General features: G+C 42.4%; 14 protein-coding genes. 4 read left to right on the plus strand and 10 right to left on the minus strand.

The window, feature by feature from the left end:
* On the plus strand, positions 1 to 243 hold a 243-nt coding region (locus M1L62_RS23165; RefSeq protein WP_254562020.1), incomplete at its 5' end, for a hypothetical protein.
* A gap of 275 nt (positions 244 to 518) precedes the next feature.
* Here M1L62_RS23165 and M1L62_RS23170 read toward each other — a convergent pair.
* The 4 genes from M1L62_RS23170 to M1L62_RS23185 form a co-directional block, all read right to left on the minus strand.
* Positions 519 to 1,205: a flavin reductase family protein gene (locus M1L62_RS23170; protein WP_254562021.1), complete on the minus strand. Its 687-nt coding sequence runs from the start codon at positions 1,203 to 1,205 to the stop codon at positions 519 to 521.
* A 232-nt stretch (positions 1,206 to 1,437) separates the two neighbouring features.
* Complete coding sequence (locus tag M1L62_RS23175) at positions 1,438 to 2,679, minus strand: RNA polymerase sigma factor (protein WP_254562022.1); 1,242 nt, start codon at positions 2,677 to 2,679, stop codon at positions 1,438 to 1,440.
* 55 nt (positions 2,680 to 2,734) lie between these two features.
* Positions 2,735 to 3,082 carry a YciI family protein gene (locus tag M1L62_RS23180; protein WP_254562023.1) on the minus strand — a complete coding sequence of 116 codons (348 nt, stop codon included), beginning with the start codon at positions 3,080 to 3,082 and terminating at the stop codon, positions 2,735 to 2,737.
* 54 nt (positions 3,083 to 3,136) lie between these two features.
* Entirely contained in the window at positions 3,137 to 3,589 is a 453-nt protein-coding gene (locus M1L62_RS23185; RefSeq protein WP_254562024.1) for a carboxymuconolactone decarboxylase family protein, read from the minus strand.
* A 256-nt stretch (positions 3,590 to 3,845) separates the two neighbouring features.
* On the opposite strand from M1L62_RS23185, the gene M1L62_RS23190 reads away from it, so the two are divergent.
* Complete coding sequence (locus tag M1L62_RS23190; protein WP_254562025.1) at positions 3,846 to 4,400, plus strand: REP-associated tyrosine transposase; 555 nt, start codon at positions 3,846 to 3,848, stop codon at positions 4,398 to 4,400.
* 609 nt (positions 4,401 to 5,009) lie between these two features.
* On the opposite strand, the gene M1L62_RS23195 is transcribed toward M1L62_RS23190, so the two are convergent.
* From M1L62_RS23195 to M1L62_RS29630, 4 genes are all read right to left on the minus strand, one after another.
* On the minus strand, positions 5,010 to 5,720 hold the full coding sequence (locus tag M1L62_RS23195) for a formylglycine-generating enzyme family protein (RefSeq protein ID WP_310590000.1): 711 nt from the start codon (positions 5,718 to 5,720) through the stop codon (positions 5,010 to 5,012).
* Between the two features lie 98 nt (positions 5,721 to 5,818).
* Positions 5,819 to 6,625 (minus strand): 5'-methylthioadenosine/adenosylhomocysteine nucleosidase, encoded by an 807-nt coding sequence (locus M1L62_RS23200; protein ID WP_254562026.1) that lies wholly within the window; start codon positions 6,623 to 6,625, stop codon positions 5,819 to 5,821.
* Between the two features lie 7 nt (positions 6,626 to 6,632).
* Positions 6,633 to 7,931 (minus strand): NCS2 family permease, encoded by a 1,299-nt coding sequence (locus M1L62_RS23205; protein WP_254562309.1) that lies wholly within the window; start codon positions 7,929 to 7,931, stop codon positions 6,633 to 6,635.
* A 376-nt stretch (positions 7,932 to 8,307) separates the two neighbouring features.
* A complete protein-coding gene (locus M1L62_RS29630) occupies positions 8,308 to 9,447 on the minus strand; it encodes a helix-turn-helix domain-containing protein (protein WP_254562027.1) in 1,140 nt (379 codons plus the stop codon).
* Between the two features lie 99 nt (positions 9,448 to 9,546).
* On the opposite strand from M1L62_RS29630, the gene M1L62_RS23215 reads away from it, so the two are divergent.
* On the plus strand, positions 9,547 to 10,959 hold the full coding sequence (locus M1L62_RS23215) for a S41 family peptidase (RefSeq protein WP_254562028.1): 1,413 nt from the start codon (positions 9,547 to 9,549) through the stop codon (positions 10,957 to 10,959).
* Between the two features lie 96 nt (positions 10,960 to 11,055).
* On the plus strand, positions 11,056 to 12,423 hold the full coding sequence (locus tag M1L62_RS23220; protein ID WP_254562029.1) for a hypothetical protein: 1,368 nt from the start codon (positions 11,056 to 11,058) through the stop codon (positions 12,421 to 12,423).
* Between the two features lie 494 nt (positions 12,424 to 12,917).
* On the opposite strand, the gene M1L62_RS23225 is transcribed toward M1L62_RS23220, so the two are convergent.
* A complete protein-coding gene (locus M1L62_RS23225) occupies positions 12,918 to 14,108 on the minus strand; it encodes a pyridoxal phosphate-dependent aminotransferase (protein WP_254562030.1) in 1,191 nt (396 codons plus the stop codon).
* 1,614 nt (positions 14,109 to 15,722) lie between these two features.
* Positions 15,723 to 16,502 (minus strand): aminoglycoside 6-adenylyltransferase, encoded by a 780-nt coding sequence (locus M1L62_RS23230; protein WP_254562031.1) that lies wholly within the window; start codon positions 16,500 to 16,502, stop codon positions 15,723 to 15,725.
* Positions 16,503 to 16,538 lie beyond the last annotated feature (36 nt).

Consider the following 16,538-nt stretch of genomic DNA (forward strand, 5'->3'; position numbering starts at 1 on the left):
AACACTGCGCACAACTACGGCTCCTCCGTTATTCGTAGTTTAAATTACGAATCTGAAATAGACAACCGTCTGTGGCGGTTTGTGTTTGTCGATTTTTTCGACGCTTCTGTATACTTGAACTTACCGTCACAGACGGTATTTTATTTTAAGTACGCAGTGATCCTTCGGAACACTCCGCACAACTACGGCTCCTCTGTTATTCGTAGTTTAAACTACGAATCTGAAATAGACAACCGTCTGTGACGGTTTTTGTTTGTAAATTTTTTCGACGCTTCCGTATACTTGAACTTACCGTCACAGACGGTATTTTATTTTATGTACGCAGTGGTCCTTCGGAACACTACGCACAACTATGACNGTTTAAACTACGAATCTGAAATAGACAACCGTCTGTGACGGTTTTTGTTTGTAAATTTTTTCGACGCTTCCGTATACTTGAACTTACCGTCACAGACGGTATTTTATTTTATGTACGCAGTGGTCCTTCGGAACACTACGCACAACTATGACCGGATATATTAATTGCTGATAGCCACCATCTGACCTTGTATAACTTTTGCCCGATCAGGAGAATTATAGGCAGTTTCGGAAATCTCGGCAAGAGCGGAGGCGTGTACATTGTTGCCAAGGCTGTAATAATGCTGAAAACTCATGATCAGAGGTTTCCACTTGTCAGGATCAACGCGGTTGATTTGATTTTTCATCAGCAGGGATTCTTCAATATGCACATTTTGTATCCGTAATTCAAAGGTCACGATGCGGCCGCGCATGTCAATATCACCTTCCGCCAAACCGTGTACGGCTTCAACCACTGCTTCCATCTGAACCGGACATTCTTTGACTCTTGGCGGTAAAACTGTTTCTGAAATTTGCCTGGTAAAACCGGCTATCTCAAATTTGTGTTCTTCAAACCGGTAACCGTTTGACGTTTTCCATAGTGGTACAGGATTAACACCGGTGGTTTTGGCCAGTTTATTCACCTGGCTTACTTCATTGACGGACGGCAAATTCAAAACGCACTGCCTCGTACGCATCAGGTTTTTGACAGTTTGTGAGCTGGCTCCTAAACCAATAACGCAACGCCAGCCAAGCCAGAATATGGAAGACATCGGGGCAAGATTATCCGTGCCGTTTTCATTTTTGCTACTGATGAGCACGACCGGTGTACCGAAGTATAAAATTGAAGGTTTGCTGTTGAGATGCATGCGGAATAGTTTATGAGGTTATCGATATCACAAAACTATTTTATTTGATTCGCGGGTTAAACCTGATTCTTGCGTTGTTTGTTTTGGAGGTTCGGTCAGAGACCGATGACACTCGGGCGTAGTCTGGCGACTATGCCCAACGGGGGCTATACCCAGCCTTATAACTGTCTAACATTACAACTTCCTCACATTGCTAATAGACTTAATATCATGACTATTATAAAAAAAGCGCTCAATTGGAAGTCAAATTTAATCGCTCAATATTTCTGTTTATCGTTGTTTTATCAGCGTCTGAGCCGGCAAGTTTCAGTGCAGTTTCAAAATGAACTAGTGCTTTTTTATTATCGACATCGGTATATAGATTACCCAAGAGTGAATAATAAAAGTGATTATCGGTAAGGTCTAATTTTTCAGCTTCGATGATTGCTTCCTTTTTTCCATTGGTTTTTGCCAGCGCAAAGGTTCTGTTCAAAGCAGCGATAGGAGAGTATTCGAGGATAAGCAGGTGGTTGTAAAGCTGTAAGATGTTTTCCCACTTTTCGTTCGTGTCTTCTTTTTGTGTGTGCCAATAGGCTATGCCGGCCTCGAGATGATATTTTGATAATTGATTTCCGGTTGACGCCTTGTTTAGAAAAAAATGGCCCTGGTCGATCAGCTCCTGATTCCAAAGTGTTTCATCCTGATCCTGATACAAAATTATTTCACCATTTTCATTCATTCTTGCTTCAAAACGTGATGAATGGAAACTCATTAAGGCAAATAATGCATTTACAGCCGGGGTGTTGGTCCGGTCATTTTCAATCAAAAGGTAACACAAGCGCATGGCTTCTGCACAAAGATCTTTGCGTAAAATCGTGTTTTGCGAGATGGAGTAATAACCTTCTGAAAACAGTAAATAAACGGTCGTTAAAACGGTCTCTAATCTGTTGTTGATATCTGCAATCGTGGGTTGTTCAATTTTTATGTTGGCCGTTTTTAGTTTCTCCTTTGCGCGATTTATTCTTTTATAGATAACTTCCTTATTGGTTATATAGGCATCAGCAATCTCCTGTATCCCGAAACCGCACAGCAAATTCAGGGCAAGCGCAACCTGTGATTCGCTGGAAATGACGGGGTTGCAAACGGTGAAAATCATAGCCAGTTGGCTATCCGTTATGTTTTTGCGGGACAAGTCGATTTCAATTTCTTCTGTCTTTGGGGTATTATATTTTATTTCGGCCGAGAGTTTTTGCTCGAAAAGAGAATTTCGTTTCAGGTAGTTTTTGGTCTTATTTTTAGCCACCGTGTAGAGCCATGCGGTCGGGTTTTCTGGGAGTCCTTTTATAGCCCACGTTTCGGTCGCAGACAAAAATGTATCGCTTACAATGTCTTCTGCAATTTCGATATGTTCAATACCAAACAGGTAACAAAGCACGGCAACAATTTTCCGGTATTCGGTTCTGAATAAATGCGGCAAAAGTTCTCTATCTTTCATGGGAGCAATATAACTGCCTTCGTGAACAATACAAAGGCAGTTATTTTTTTGCAGACTATTCGGTCGGAACAGCCCTGCGTATTTCGACTTTTGCGCCCCACTGAATGATCGGGCAACCTTTTGCGATTTCCACAGCTTCATCATAGTCGCTGGCCCGGATGAGGATCATGCCTCCAATGGATTCTTTAATTTCGGCATACGGACCGTTGGTAACAACGTTATTCTGACTTACTACTCTGCCTTCGGATTCCCATCTTTTTGGCGGAGTAACCAGTTTGTTTTGAGCAGCAATTCCTCCGATCCAGTCCTGAAAGGGTTTTATTGCCGCCTGCATTTGCTCGGGAGATGGTTTGGCATCTTTGCTGGTCAGGTCCCTGTGAATCACGATTAGAAACTCGTTCATTGTGGTTTAGTTTTAACTGTTATGAATGTATGGTGAATGTTTAGCTGAAAGTCATCAACCGAATTGTCCTACCTGATAAGTTCCGGGTTCGTTTGGAAATGCAAGGTTAATACGATTCCAGGTATTAATTGTTGTAATCGCCAGGGTCAGATCGATTAATTCTTCGTCAGAAAATTGTGCTTTTACTTCATGATAGGCCTCATCGGGCACATGGCATTTCGTTACGGCTTCTGCCCAGCCCAGCGCGGCTCTCTCCCGCTCGGTGTAATAGGGAGTTTCGCGCCAGGCACTCAACCCGTATAACCGCTGTTCCGTTTCGCCTTTGGCGCGGGCGTCTTTGGAGTGCATATCCAGGCAATAAGCGCAGCTGTTGATTTGTGAAACCCTAAAATAAATCAGTTCCAAAAGGTTTATTTCAACCGGCGATTTTTTCAAATAACCACCAATACCGTAAAGTGCTTTTAAAGCGTTTTGTCCTTTCTGATGGACGTTGATTCTTTGTTCCATTTTGTTGAAAATTAATTGTTAAAAACTAATGACAATCGGATTTTCAGTTCTGGACAAAGTTGAAGAAATATTTTTCTGATAATCTGATATTTTTTTTCAATGATGAGTTTATTGTTGTTTTTTCTTTTGATTATCAGTTGTTTATTGAGATTGATAATCCGTTACTTTATTTTTTATTTCAATAAATAAATATGGTAATGCCTGTTGTGACGGCTGATCAAAGTCCGCGTCCATAGTTTAAAAAACCAAAGAGACTATGGCTTTTGCACGAAGAATAACAAATCCGGAAGCATTGTATTTTGTTACATTCGCAACGGTTCAATGGGTTGATGTGTTTAGTCGAAGTAACTACACCGACATATTGCTGGATAGTTTAAGATATTGTCAAAAAGAAAAAGGATTAAGGATTCATGGCTGGTGCATCATGTCAAACCACGTACATCTGATCATTTCGACAAAGGTGGGACATCATCCATCGGATGTATTACGTGATCTCAAAAAATTCACATCCAAACAAATTGTGGCTGCGATTGAGGATAAAAATTTGCCGGAAAGCAGGAGGGGGTGGATGTTATGGCTGTTTCGTAAAGCAGGGGAGGCAAATTCTAAAAATACATTTTATCAGTTCTGGCAGCAGGACAATCATCCGATAGAAATATTCAGCAATAAATTCATCGACCAGAAATTAGCCTATATCCACGAAAATCCTGTCAAGTCAGGCCTGGTAGACGAGCCCTGGGAGTATCGGTATTCGTCAGCAAGAGATTATATGTGTAACAAAAAGGGACTTCTCGAAGTTGAATTACTGTGATCTGACTTCGTGAAAAGTTGTAATAATGCTGACGTAATGGTATTGATGTTATTCGTAGTTTAAACTACGAATTCAAAATAAATAGCCGTCTGTGACGGTTTTGATTGACGGTTTTTCTGATATTATCGAGGCCTGGGTTTACCGTCACAGACGGTATTTTATGTTAGGTACGCAGTGTCCCTTCGGAACACTACGCACAACACAGAGTTATTCGTAGTTTAAACTACGAATTTGAAATGAACAACCGTCTGTGACGGTTTTGTTTGACGCCTTTTCTGATATTATCGATACGTGGGTTTGCCGTCATAGACGGTATTTTATTTTCGGTACGCAGTGTCCCTTCGGAACACCGCGCACAACATAGAGAGTTATTCGTAGTTTAAACTACGAATTCAAAATAAATTACCGTCTGTGACGGTTTTGTTTGACAGTTTTTCTGATATTATCTATACTTGGATTTACCGTCTGTGACGGTTTTGTTTGACGGCTTTGCGATATTATTGATACCTGGACTTACCGTCACAGACGGTATTTTATGTTACGTACGCAGTGTCCCTTTGGAACACTACGCACAACTGAGGAACTGACTCAACAAAGTACAGTAAACACTTATAAGTCGTCGCTAAAATTTCTGGCTAGCCTAAATCCGAGATCATCAATTTTGAAGGAAGTTGGATGGCTGCGTCTGCGATTGGTGGCCATACAGCCGCGTTCGTCGTCACACCAACCACCTCCGCGGAAAATTCGGTAGGAGCCATAGACCGTTTCGTCATAAATATCCGAACACCATTCCCAAACATTGCCGAGCATATCATACAATCCCCAGGCATTTGGTTGCTTTGTTCCTACCTCCTGTGTTGTGCCCGCTGAATTCTCTTTATACCAGGCAATCGCGTCAATTTCGCCATATCTGACTCCGGTGGTTCCTGCTTTGCAGGCGTATTCCCATTCGGCCTCCGTCGGAAGCCGGTATCCGTTTGCTGTCGGGTTAAACGTAATGTTGTCATCTGTATCCGATATGGAGTAGCAGATTTTTAAGCCTGCTTTTTCAGAAAGTAAATTACAGAAGCTGGCAGCATCTTTCCACGAAATGCTCTCAACGGGGCAGTTTGTATTCGTGAAATAAGCCGGGGAGTCCCCGGTGATATTGAAGTATAGCGACTGGGTAACGGCGTAGGGGGATATCAGAAAGGGCTGAATCCCGACTGTCCATTGTCGTTTTATTCTGTCATCCCTTAATGTGATTTCGCCACCCGGAATAGAAACCATCTGGCTGTCGATCACCTGGATTTCGGAAATGCTATTAACAAATTGATTCATTGGCTAATTTTTTTTCTCAAATATAGCAATTCGTTTGGCCGGGGATGGTCGATGCTAACTTTTATAACGAAACTTAAACCAGGCTGGCCGTTTGCAGATCAGATTCCACCCACAATGCCCATCACCAATACCGCCGCATTTTCTGCCGCAATTTGGTAAAAGTTTTTGATGTCAGACGAGGCCTTTTTGTTGGCGTTGTCGCTTAGGCTCCGGATAATAAGAAATGGTACTTTTTGCTGATAACAGGTCTGCGCTATGGCTGCACCTTCCATTTCGGTCGCGGCTGCGTTCAAATCTTTTCGTAATCGCTGTGTGGCAATTTCTGAGGCTACAAATACGTCGCCGGTAACGATAATGCCTTTGATAACAGCAGGGAAAAAGCTGCCATTTTCGCGTTTAACTTTTTCAAATGTTAAATCTTTTGATATTTGTATTGCTTTCTGAACCAGTACCGAGTCACAGTTGAAAATAACCGGATTCTCAGTCATATCCGATGGGTTTTTTGTAGGCGTGTAAATCATGCCGGAGTCCTCAATCGTGCCATAATCATGGTAAGCCACCTGTGTTCCGATGACGATATCGCCCGGTAGCAAAGCAGGGTCAATGCCACCTGCTATACCCGAAAACACAATCTCACGAGGTTTAAAATGCTCAATCAGCAGGGTTGTTGTGATGGCTGCATTTACTTTACCGATTCCCGTTTGCGCAAGCACAATTTTTCTGCCGTTCAGTTTGCCTTTTGTAAATCGGATCTGGGCAATTACCGTGTCTTTCGGGTTTGTCATTTTACTTCGAAGCAACACAAGTTCCGGAGGAAAAGCGCCGAGAATACCGGTGATATCCTGGGCGAAAATAGGTGCATGCGTAATAAAAATCAGGAATGATAACAGGAAAATTTTTTTCATAAATTGTTTACAAGATTAGGGCCAGAATGGCAAAAATATCGATAATCCAGAGCGCCAGGCTTATTTGTCTGGTTTTTCCTGTCGCGATGTGCAGGATCGTCCAGCTTAAAAATCCCCAGATAATGCCTTGTGTAATCGAATAGGTGAAGGGAATGAGAACCATGGCGAGAAATGCCGGAAAGGCTTCGTCGAGCTGCTGCCAGTTTATTTTCACAACCGGTTTCATCATAAAAACACCAACCAGAACCAACGCGGGAGCTGTGGCAATGGCAGGAACCGCGCTGATCAGAGGAGACAAGAATAAAAACGGTAAAAACAAAGCGGCACCCACCATGGCAGTGAGGCCGGTTTTACCTCCTTGTTCAATACCAACGGCCGATTCAATGTAGGCGGTACCGGGGCTGCTGCCCGTCAGGCCGGCAATGGTGGTGGAAAATGCATCAACGATCAGGGATTTTTGGATATTTCTAGGCTCTCCGTTTTCGTCCAGCAGATTGGCTGCTTCCGCAAGTCCGACGAAAGTGGACAGGCTGTCAAACATGTCGGTAAAGACAAACGCGAGGATGATAGGAGCGAGGCTCCACTTCAAAGAATTTACCAGATCCAGTTGAAACAAAAGGCTAAAATCCGGTTTGGCAACAAGCTGGTTAATGGTGATCACAGTTTCTGTGCCGCCCCAATATCTCCCGATTGGCCATGCAAGCAGACTCGTGAGCACGATACCGATCAGGATGCTCCCTTTTACATTTTTAATCAACAGGATAACGGTGATCAGTAAACCCGCCAGAAATGTGAGCGTCGATACATTCAATTTCCCAAGTCCCACCATCGTAGCCGGATTTGCAACAATAAATTTTGCATTGGCAAAACCAATCAGCGTGATGAATAAGCCTATTCCGGATGCGATGGCATAGCGAAGCGGTTTGGGAATAGCTTTGACAATATAGGAACGGATGTTGAAGACAGATAAAAGCAGAAAAAATATTCCTGACCAAAACACAGTGCCTAAGGCAACCTGCCAGCTCAGCTTTTCGGTAAAGACGGCCGTAAAGGTAAAAAATGCATTTAAACCCATTCCGGGTGCAACCAATATGGGGTTATTTGCATACCAGCCCATCATAAAACTACTGAAAAATGAAACGAGAATGGTTGCAGTCAGCACCGCTGAAAAGGGCATTCCGGTCTGGCTTAAAATGGATGGGTTCACCACGATAATATAGGCCGTGGCTAAAAATGACGAAACGCCGGCAAGAATTTCAGTGGAAACGGTGGTATTATTTTCTTTTAATCCGGAGACGGAAAACATAGCGTTGGGGTTTCTTTCAAATATATTCATTAACCCGCGTTTTTAAAAATTGATGTCGAGGGGTTGTCATCGCTTGTTCGTTGTTTTATATTTTTCCAGCTGTGAATACCATGCGGGGACGATCTTGATGGTTTTAAGAGAATAAATTTTAATGTTTGTATGGCAGAATCAGGCGGCATCGCCGTTTCCTGTTTATAGAGAGGTATTGTTTAAATTTATCTGAAAACTCCATCGGAGTTTCCTGTGAATCGATTCCAGGCAGAGGAGGCTGCGATGCAGCCATGTTTTGCTCTGGGTTATATTTGCTATAAACAGGGAGCTGAATAGGAGCGGACTTTTCCTGCCAAGTATCTCCTGTTTTGCCTATTGTCGGCTTTTAATTGATTTCGACCGCCTTTGCTTTATGCTGTTTCAGAAATTCTGATGGTGTAACGCCTTCTTTCTTCTTAAAAGCCTGATTAAAGGTCGCTTTGGAGTTGAAACCAGCCTCGAAAGCTATTCCAAGTAACGAAAGGTGGTTATTTCCGGGATCGAGAGACAATTTCTTGAATTCATTAATACGGTAATCGTTGATGAATTCGTAAAAGTTTACGTCAAATTCCGAGTTGATCACTTGCGAAATCTGATGTTTGCTGAGCGAAAGTTTGTTACCAAGTTCCGTGATCGTCAAACCGGAATCGAGGTAAGGTTTGTGATGTTCGACATATTCCTTCAACCGCGCTCCTATAAACTTTGAAGTTTCAAAATCCAATCCGGTTTTTGAATATTTTGGCTGGCTTTCTTTTTCTGTTTCAAGGGACGATCCGTTTGCAAAATCTGATTTTTCCTGCAACAATTTATAGGCGATCCAGTAAACGAGCATCACAACCAGAAGAAAATGTTTTGGATAGATGTTCGAGAAAAAAGCAATGCCAAATTTCTTACTGTAAAAAGTAAGCAAAGAGAATACCATAATACTCAAAACGACCCAAAGGAAATGCCCAAGCCAGCGTAAATCTACTTTTTCAGATGTTTCGTCATATTTGGAAAATTTAGACTTTCTGATGTTGTAGGTTATCAAAGCCGTTAACACAAAACCAATGTGAAAGTAGTTTGTCAGATGGTTCATCCAGCCAAAGTCTGCTTTTAGCATTTTTTCATGATCCGAAAGATACGCCAGCTTATCAGAAGCTCCGGATAAATAATAAGGCAAGAGTAGAATTAGGTAAATGAAGAAGGGTGAAAAGTAGAGCAGGTGTGTTTTCTTTACAGAAAAGTTTCGGTCGGTGATGCTTTGTGTCAGAAGTAAAATCAACGGTCCATAACACACCGGCAGTAGCCAGGATAACCTGCTCAGATCTGGATATTGCAAAAAAAGATCCTTGATATCCATGGCGATCAACCCCAGGTGGGCCGATAACAGGAATATTAATACGGCGAGAAACCGGTTTGGTATTTTGTTGAATCCCTTCCTGCACAAAAGCGCTACCAGGAGCAGCCCTTGCAGTATTCCTGAAATTATTATTGCTGTGACCACTTTGTGAATTTTACAAGACAAAATTAATAGGTCTGAACTTATCGGGAAAGACCGTACAGTCACAATTATGGCTGATTTTTGCGAAAAAAATATTAGCTCATGAAATTCAAATTACTTGTAATCTTAATCGTCGCCATCCTGCCCGATTGCTGGGGCCAGCCGTTAAGAAAAATTGGAAAACAGCAAATGTTAAACGATTTACAGATTCTCAGGAAATCTGTCGAAGAGGTGCATCCAGGTCTGAACCGTTTCGGTCAGGAGGCTGGATTTGCGGCAAGATATGATTCGATAAACACCATCATTTCCGGTCGGGACTCCATTACTGCACTCGATTTTTTTCGTATTGTAAACCCGCTTTTGTCCAGTATCAAATGCGGACATGTTAAATTTTTGCCGCCCGTAAAGGACTTTCCGTTCTACTATTATCTGGAAAATATTCTGCCCGTGATTGTTCGGTTTGATGAAAATAACCGGCTGCTGATTGTAAAGGCACAAAATGACCAACTTCGGGGAAAGTATTTTTCGAAGATCAACAATCGACCGATAGATGAAATTCTGGAAATGCTGAGAGCGAATATGTTCGTCGATGGAAACGTCATGGCTGCTGCCGATGCCCAGATTCAGCAATATTTCAGTGCCTGGTATGCTGATTTTATTCAGGATCAGAATTCTTTTCTTGTAGAAGTAACGGATCATTCGGGTAAAAGAGAGGATGTGAAATTGTCAGGTATTTCTGTTCCGCAATGGCAGGAAATGGATAAGCAGGTTAGTTTTTTAAGCAAAAAGAATGAGCTGATTTTCAAAAATGATTCAACGGCCTATCTGCGGATCGCGAGTTTCATGCCGGATGTTTCTAACAAGGATTTTTCAAAATTTCTATCCGCATCGTTCGCCGGCATCGGGAAGAAAAGTGTGAAAAAACTCATTATTGATGTACGTGGGAATGAAGGCGGGAATGATAAACTGGGCATGGAACTATTCGCGTTTATTGCTCAACGGGATTTTGGATATTATGATCGCATCGAGATGAAAGTCAGGAAGCGAAAAAATATTACTTACAACAAGCTAGCATACTTCCCACGGTTTTCCGGGCTTGCTTCTATATTTATCAAGAAAAGAAAAGGGAAACTGTTTTGGACATTGCATAAGAATCTTGGAAATCACAAGCCAGCAAAACATGCGTATACGGGTGAGGTTGTATTCCTGATGGACGGGCTGAGTTATTCGGTGACATCGGAATTCCTGGCCGTTGCGCATGATCAGTCCCGTGGGAAATTTGTCGGTGAAGAAAGCGGAGGTACCTATACCGGTGATAACAGTGGTGCATTTTTGATTTTTAAGTTACCTGCTTCGTCGATTGATCTGGGGATTCCGGTGGCGGCATATTACGCTGCTGTCAAATCTCAAAAAGAAATTGGAAGAGGTATTTTGCCTGATTTGGTCGTCAAACCAACCGCTTCGGATCTGTTGAATAATAGGGATACAGTTTTAAATCAGGTACTGGAAAACTGAGTGCATCCACAATTTTTGATTGAAAACCGAACTATTGATATGGTTTCGGCGCATTTCTGATAACAAGAATAACGCATCAATTTTTTAACAATAGCCATGAAAAATAGCAGATTATTACCTTTGGCCATAGCAATGTGGCTCAGTTACCCGTGTGTTTTTGCGCAGGACACCACCCGTTATCAGCTTCGTTTGTCCGTCCCGTTGGCCGACTTCCCGCAGCTTAATGACCTGCCTTACCGTTATCCGTCCATGAACCAGGCGCTCGAATTTTCGAATGATTTTTATGAATTGGGATATCTGGGTATTGACAAACTTGGAAATGGGTTGTTTAAACCCAAAACCAGGCCTTATACAAAAGGGAGAAAATTAATAAACGGGATTTTTAAATATGCAGCGAGTTTGGGTTTTGCCAAATATGGAAGTGAATTGCCTATCCCGCTCGGGGTTTGGGCGCATGAGGAATTTCACCGCTCGGTGTTGGGAATAGGCGGTATTAATTCAAAAAATGGGAACTGGATTTTGAACCGATGGGACGGCACCGTTTACGGAGTTAGTGATACGGAGTTAAGTAATTTGAAAAGAACGAATCCTGATCAGCTATTATATGCCTATGTGGCTGGCGTGCAGTCGGAAATACTTTTAAATCAAAAGATCTCTACGCAGGATTTTTACAAAAAGAGGACGTTGGCTAAAAACGCTTTGCTGTTATACAACGCCTATTATGTTTATGATTATTTCAGATTTTCTGCCAGTCCCGAAAGTGACTCCGTCAAAGTGTGGGTATCGCCGCACGAAAATACCAATCCACGGGAGCGGGATTTTGCGGGTGCGGATCTGACGGCATGGGCCTATGACATGTTTAGCCCTGATCGCGCTTTCGAAGAAAGAAGTTTTTTCCCAAACGGTGAGGGAGTGAACAGGAGGGTTGGATTTTCAGAACTTTCAACGGATGCGCAAAAATTTATCAGTAAACAGAAGAGATTGTCGCTTCTGAATTTCGCGAACCCCGCTATTTTCTTTATTAACCGCATTGAACTTGGCCGCAGTTTTTCTTTCAATTTCTTTGCCCAATATGTGCCGACACACTTTGGAAATGATGTGGCCGTTTATCTGCCGATGAAGCTCAATAAAAGTGACCTGCTTTTTGCTTTGCACGAATACAGTAATAAAGACAGAAAGGGTTTTGGTCTCGATTTGGGCACTTATAATAAGAGGATTAGCAACCGTTTGGAAACAGATTTAATCGTCCATTTGTGGGATCAGCCCAGGAATTTCTATGCTTCTGATAATCTGTTTGGCGGTTCTTTTGAGTTTCAGGGAAGATATGATATTGGTAAAAACGTTGGCATCGCGCTGTCGGTGACTGGAAAAACAGGTGGCTGGCAAATCGGGAGTCCTTATCTGAAATCCAATGTCTCTTCGCGAATCGGTTTGACCTACGATTTAAGGAAGCGAAATAATTAGGCAAATGTGCCAAACCGAATGATTTTAAGCCGATTAATCAGCCTGTAAACGATTTGTATACCTGTTTTTTTGGGTGATAAACCTTTTGTATACCTCCAAAAATAGTTGACGGATTTCATCCTGTCTATGTTTGCATTGCCTTCTCAGCGCAGACTGGCTGTTAAGTCAATCAATCATTTTTATAAAAATTCAGTAATCATTTCCATGAAAAACTTTCTTAATTATTCGTTATTCATCGCTTTAACTTTTGGATTATTTTGCTGTAACAAACCCGAGGGGCCGAAGCCTCTTCCTCCTGAACAGATACCAACAATGGCTGGTATGAGAACGGCACCAGAAATTTCGTCAGACGTGAAAGGTTTAAATTTTAAACCTTATTGAACTGAATACTTATCAGGGCCTTTAAACGATTTAGGCAGACAGAATTTAAACTGGCGTTGAATGGTGATGGAAATCCCGGCTGAAAATTTTCAGACCGGGATTTATTCGTAGTGTTAACTCAGGGTTTGCAATGCGCTTACAAATAACTTCATTTCGTCTTTTGTTCCAATACTCACACGGCACCAGGGTTTATCCTGAATATCCATGGCTTTGATGATAATTCCTTTGTCCGACATTTTTGTCAGGAATTCTTTACCTGGCATGTTGATCGGGAAGATCACAAAATTGGTGTAGGAAGGAACATATTTATAACCCATCGCCGTCAGGTTTTCGTACAGATAGGTTTTGGCTTCCGTATTTAACTTGCGGGTGCTGTTCTGGAATTCTATGTCGTCCATGGCTGCGGATGCTGCGTATACGGATGTGCAGGCAATGCCGCTGCCGCCGCCTTTTGCCACTTTTCGGATGCTTTCCAATGTGGAAGGCATGGCTGCAACATAACCCACGCGAAGTCCGGCCATGCCCATAATTTTAGAAAATGTACGTGCTACGATTATATTTTTCTTGTCTTTCACCAGCGATACCATGCTCGTATTATCAGCGCCTTCGACAAGCTCAAGATAGGCCTCATCAATAAAAATCGGGACTTTTTCAGAGACTCTGTTACAGAAATCTGTCAGTGCCTTGGTGGATGTTACCGAGCCAACAGGGTTGTTCGGATTACATAAATAAACCAGTTTCGTGTCTTTGTCAATCGCTTTTTCCATCGCATCGAGGTCATGTGACCAGTCTGCTTTGCACGGAACGGGTTTCCAGGTTGCCCCAACCGATTCCGCCACGCGGATCAGCGACATGTAAGTAGGATCCGCTGAAACAATGTTTCCGCCTTTTTCAAACATCGCAAGCGCCGTTTTTTCAAGAAGATCACCCGAGCCGTTACCCATCATGATGTTATCAGGCGTGAGTGCTTCCTTCGCTGCGATCTTGGCTACAAGATCACGAAGTTCGGTTCTTGCATAACGATTTCCCTTTTCTATCGACTCTGCAATTGCTTTTCTGGCCAAAGGAGGTGGTCCGTATGGATTTTCGTTTGAGCCGATACGCGCAACAACCTTTGCGAAATTGGGTTCCTGGTCCAGATAATGGGCCCGTACCATCGGGCTCAGAAAAAGGCGGTCAGCTTTATCCAGCCGAAGCGGAGTTTCTGCGAAGGCCCCGTCGTTCAAAAATGGCGCAACTGCCATCGCCCCAAGTGATGCAAACCCTGATTTTAACAGACTTCTACGGTCAATTTTCACTCCCATAAAGTTGAAATTTTGATGGTTGATAAATATGGTAGGATAGCTACCGGGAAATAAAACTTGGCTTGCGGCGAGTTTGAAACGGGTAGTTTGATAACTACTTGCTAATCATAAATATAGTAAATCAGGTGGCGAGGTAAAAGTAAAATCTAGGAAAATTATAGGTAGGTTTAAAGAATGATGAAAATGTGTATTTTACTATTTGAATATTTATATTGTATTGATGTATTTTAATTATGTAGAATAAAATTTCTATATTATTATATTTGGTGAAATAATATACTGTCTAATTATTGGCGTTGCTCGCGTTATTCGTAGTTTGAAAAACTACGAATTGAAAATAAAATACCGTCTGTGACGGTAGGGCATTTATTGTTTTTTTTGGATTTTCCGTGCTTTCGAAACCGTCACAGACGGTAGTTTATGTTTGCGTACGCAGTGTTCTTACGAACACTACGCACAACATAAGCACAACGCGAGGAGCTGTTGTTCGGAGCCGTTATTCGTAGTTTAAAAACTACGAATAACTAATAAAATACCGTCTTTGACGGTCAGCCTTTATCGCTGTTTTACTGAATTTCTGGTGCTTTCCAAACCGTCACACACGGTATTTTATTTTGCGTACGCAGTGTTCTTGCGAACACTACGCACAACATAAGCACAACACGAGGAGCTGTTGTTCGGAGCCGTTATTCGTAGTTTAAAAACTACGAATAACTAATAAAATACCGTCTTTGACGGTCAGCCTTTATCGCTGTTTTACTGAATTTCTGGTGCTTTCCAAACCGTCACACACGGTATTTTATTTTGCGTACGCAGTGTTCTTGCGAACACTACGCACAACATAAGCACAACACGAGGAGCTGTTGTTCGGAGCCGTTATTCGTAGTTTAAAAAACTACGAATATCTAATAAAATACCGTCTTTGACGGTCAGCCTTTATCGCTGTTTTACTGAATTTCTGGTGCTTTCCAAACCGTCACAGACGGTATTTTATTTTGCGTACGCAGTGCTCTTGCGAACACTACGCACAACATAAGCACAACGCGAGGAGCTGTTGTTCGGAGCCGTTATTCGTAGTTTAAAAAACTACGAATATCTAATAAAATACCGTCTTTGACGGTCAGCCTTTATCGCTGTTTTACTGAATTTCTGGTGCTTTCCAAACCGTCACAGACGGTATTTTATTTTGCGTACGCAGTGCTCTTGCGAACACTACGCACAACATAAGCACAACGCGAGGAGCTGTTGTTCGAAGCCGTTATTCGTAGTTTAAACTACGAATAACTAATAAAATACCGTCTTTGACGGTCAGCCTTTATCGCTGTTTTACTGAATTTCTGGTGCTTTCCAAACCGTCACACACGGTATTTTATTTTGCGTACGCAGTGTTCTTGCGAACACTACGCACAACATAAGCACAACACGAGGAGCTGTTGTTCGGAGCCGTTATTCGTAGTTTAAAAAACTACGAATATCTAATAAAATACCGTCTTTGACGGTCAGCCTTTATCGCTGTTTTACTGAATTTCTGGTGCTTTCCAAACCGTCACAGACGGTATTTTATTTTGAGTACGCAGTGTTCTTGCGAACACTACGCACAACATAAACCATGTTTTACCGAATACCTTTCAAATACGCTCTAACCTGACGCTCTGCCCTGACCTTAAATTCAACTTTATCAGTCATTAACACTTCCCGGAGTCTGCAATAATAGTCAACGATACTGCGAAGCGAGGCCAGACAGGATGCTTTGTCGTAGGTGGCATTAGTTTGCAACATAGCTTGTAAATCGGCATCAGGTAAGATCATTTCCAGCTTTCGAACGCCTTTCGGAAGTTGTCCGTTGCTGATCAGTGCGAGCGGGCCCAGAACGGTTTGCTGCATAAAAGACACAAATGTCAGCACTTCGAACAATTCTCCGCGCCCGATTTTGACGGCTGCATAATGAATCCAGACCCAAAAACGATCTTCGATCCACTGGAAGTCAGGGTGAGGGAATTGTGCTGTGGAGCTGGCAATTATATCGGTCAGGACTTGATCTCTTTCCCAAAGAATAACCGGGTTTTCAACGCGTTCCGTCATGTCTGACAGCTGAACAAATTTCAGGTCAACGTGTAAAAGCGGGTTGTCATATAAACAAATCAATAACCGCGGTTCTCCCACGTGTTCACCGGTAAAACACGACAGTAAATCACCTGCCGATTCAGCAATGGCTTTTCGTTGTGCGACAGGCAAGGCCGCGGACTGATGGGCAATAACAAGATCGATATCTGAAAATTCGTCGATCTTGCCTTCAATCCATGATCCGCCAGCTGCAAGGGCCAGAAATTCGGAATCCTGAGCGAGAATATTAGAAAGATTTTTGACAAAATGTAGGAAATGTTCAGGGATCATGGCTAAAAGTTGACTGGTAATATTGGATGGACTGTA

Origin of the sequence: Dyadobacter diqingensis, from assembly GCF_024220585.1 — a bacterium.
Lineage (GTDB): Bacteria > Bacteroidota > Bacteroidia > Cytophagales > Spirosomataceae > Dyadobacter > Dyadobacter diqingensis.

What these genes read in the sequence shown, in the direction of transcription:
- M1L62_RS23170 (WP_254562021.1), bottom strand. Translation starts at nt 1,205, where the DNA reads ATGCATCTCAACAGCAAACCTTCAATTTTATACTTCGGTACACCGGTC.
- M1L62_RS23175 (WP_254562022.1), bottom strand. Translation starts at nt 2,679, where the DNA reads ATGAAAGATAGAGAACTTTTGCCGCATTTATTCAGAACCGAATACCGG.
- M1L62_RS23180 (WP_254562023.1), bottom strand. Translation starts at nt 3,082, where the DNA reads ATGAACGAGTTTCTAATCGTGATTCACAGGGACCTGACCAGCAAAGAT.
- M1L62_RS23185 (WP_254562024.1), bottom strand. Translation starts at nt 3,589, where the DNA reads ATGGAACAAAGAATCAACGTCCATCAGAAAGGACAAAACGCTTTAAAA.
- M1L62_RS23190 (WP_254562025.1), top strand. Translation starts at nt 3,846, where the DNA reads ATGGCTTTTGCACGAAGAATAACAAATCCGGAAGCATTGTATTTTGTT.
- M1L62_RS23195 (WP_310590000.1), bottom strand. Translation starts at nt 5,720, where the DNA reads ATGAATCAATTTGTTAATAGCATTTCCGAAATCCAGGTGATCGACAGC.
- M1L62_RS23200 (WP_254562026.1), bottom strand. Translation starts at nt 6,625, where the DNA reads ATGAAAAAAATTTTCCTGTTATCATTCCTGATTTTTATTACGCATGCA.
- M1L62_RS23205 (WP_254562309.1), bottom strand. Translation starts at nt 7,931, where the DNA reads ATGTTTTCCGTCTCCGGATTAAAAGAAAATAATACCACCGTTTCCACT.
- M1L62_RS23215 (WP_254562028.1), top strand. Translation starts at nt 9,547, where the DNA reads ATGAAATTCAAATTACTTGTAATCTTAATCGTCGCCATCCTGCCCGAT.
- M1L62_RS23220 (WP_254562029.1), top strand. Translation starts at nt 11,056, where the DNA reads ATGAAAAATAGCAGATTATTACCTTTGGCCATAGCAATGTGGCTCAGT.
- M1L62_RS23225 (WP_254562030.1), bottom strand. Translation starts at nt 14,108, where the DNA reads ATGGGAGTGAAAATTGACCGTAGAAGTCTGTTAAAATCAGGGTTTGCA.
- M1L62_RS23230 (WP_254562031.1), bottom strand. Translation starts at nt 16,502, where the DNA reads ATGATCCCTGAACATTTCCTACATTTTGTCAAAAATCTTTCTAATATT.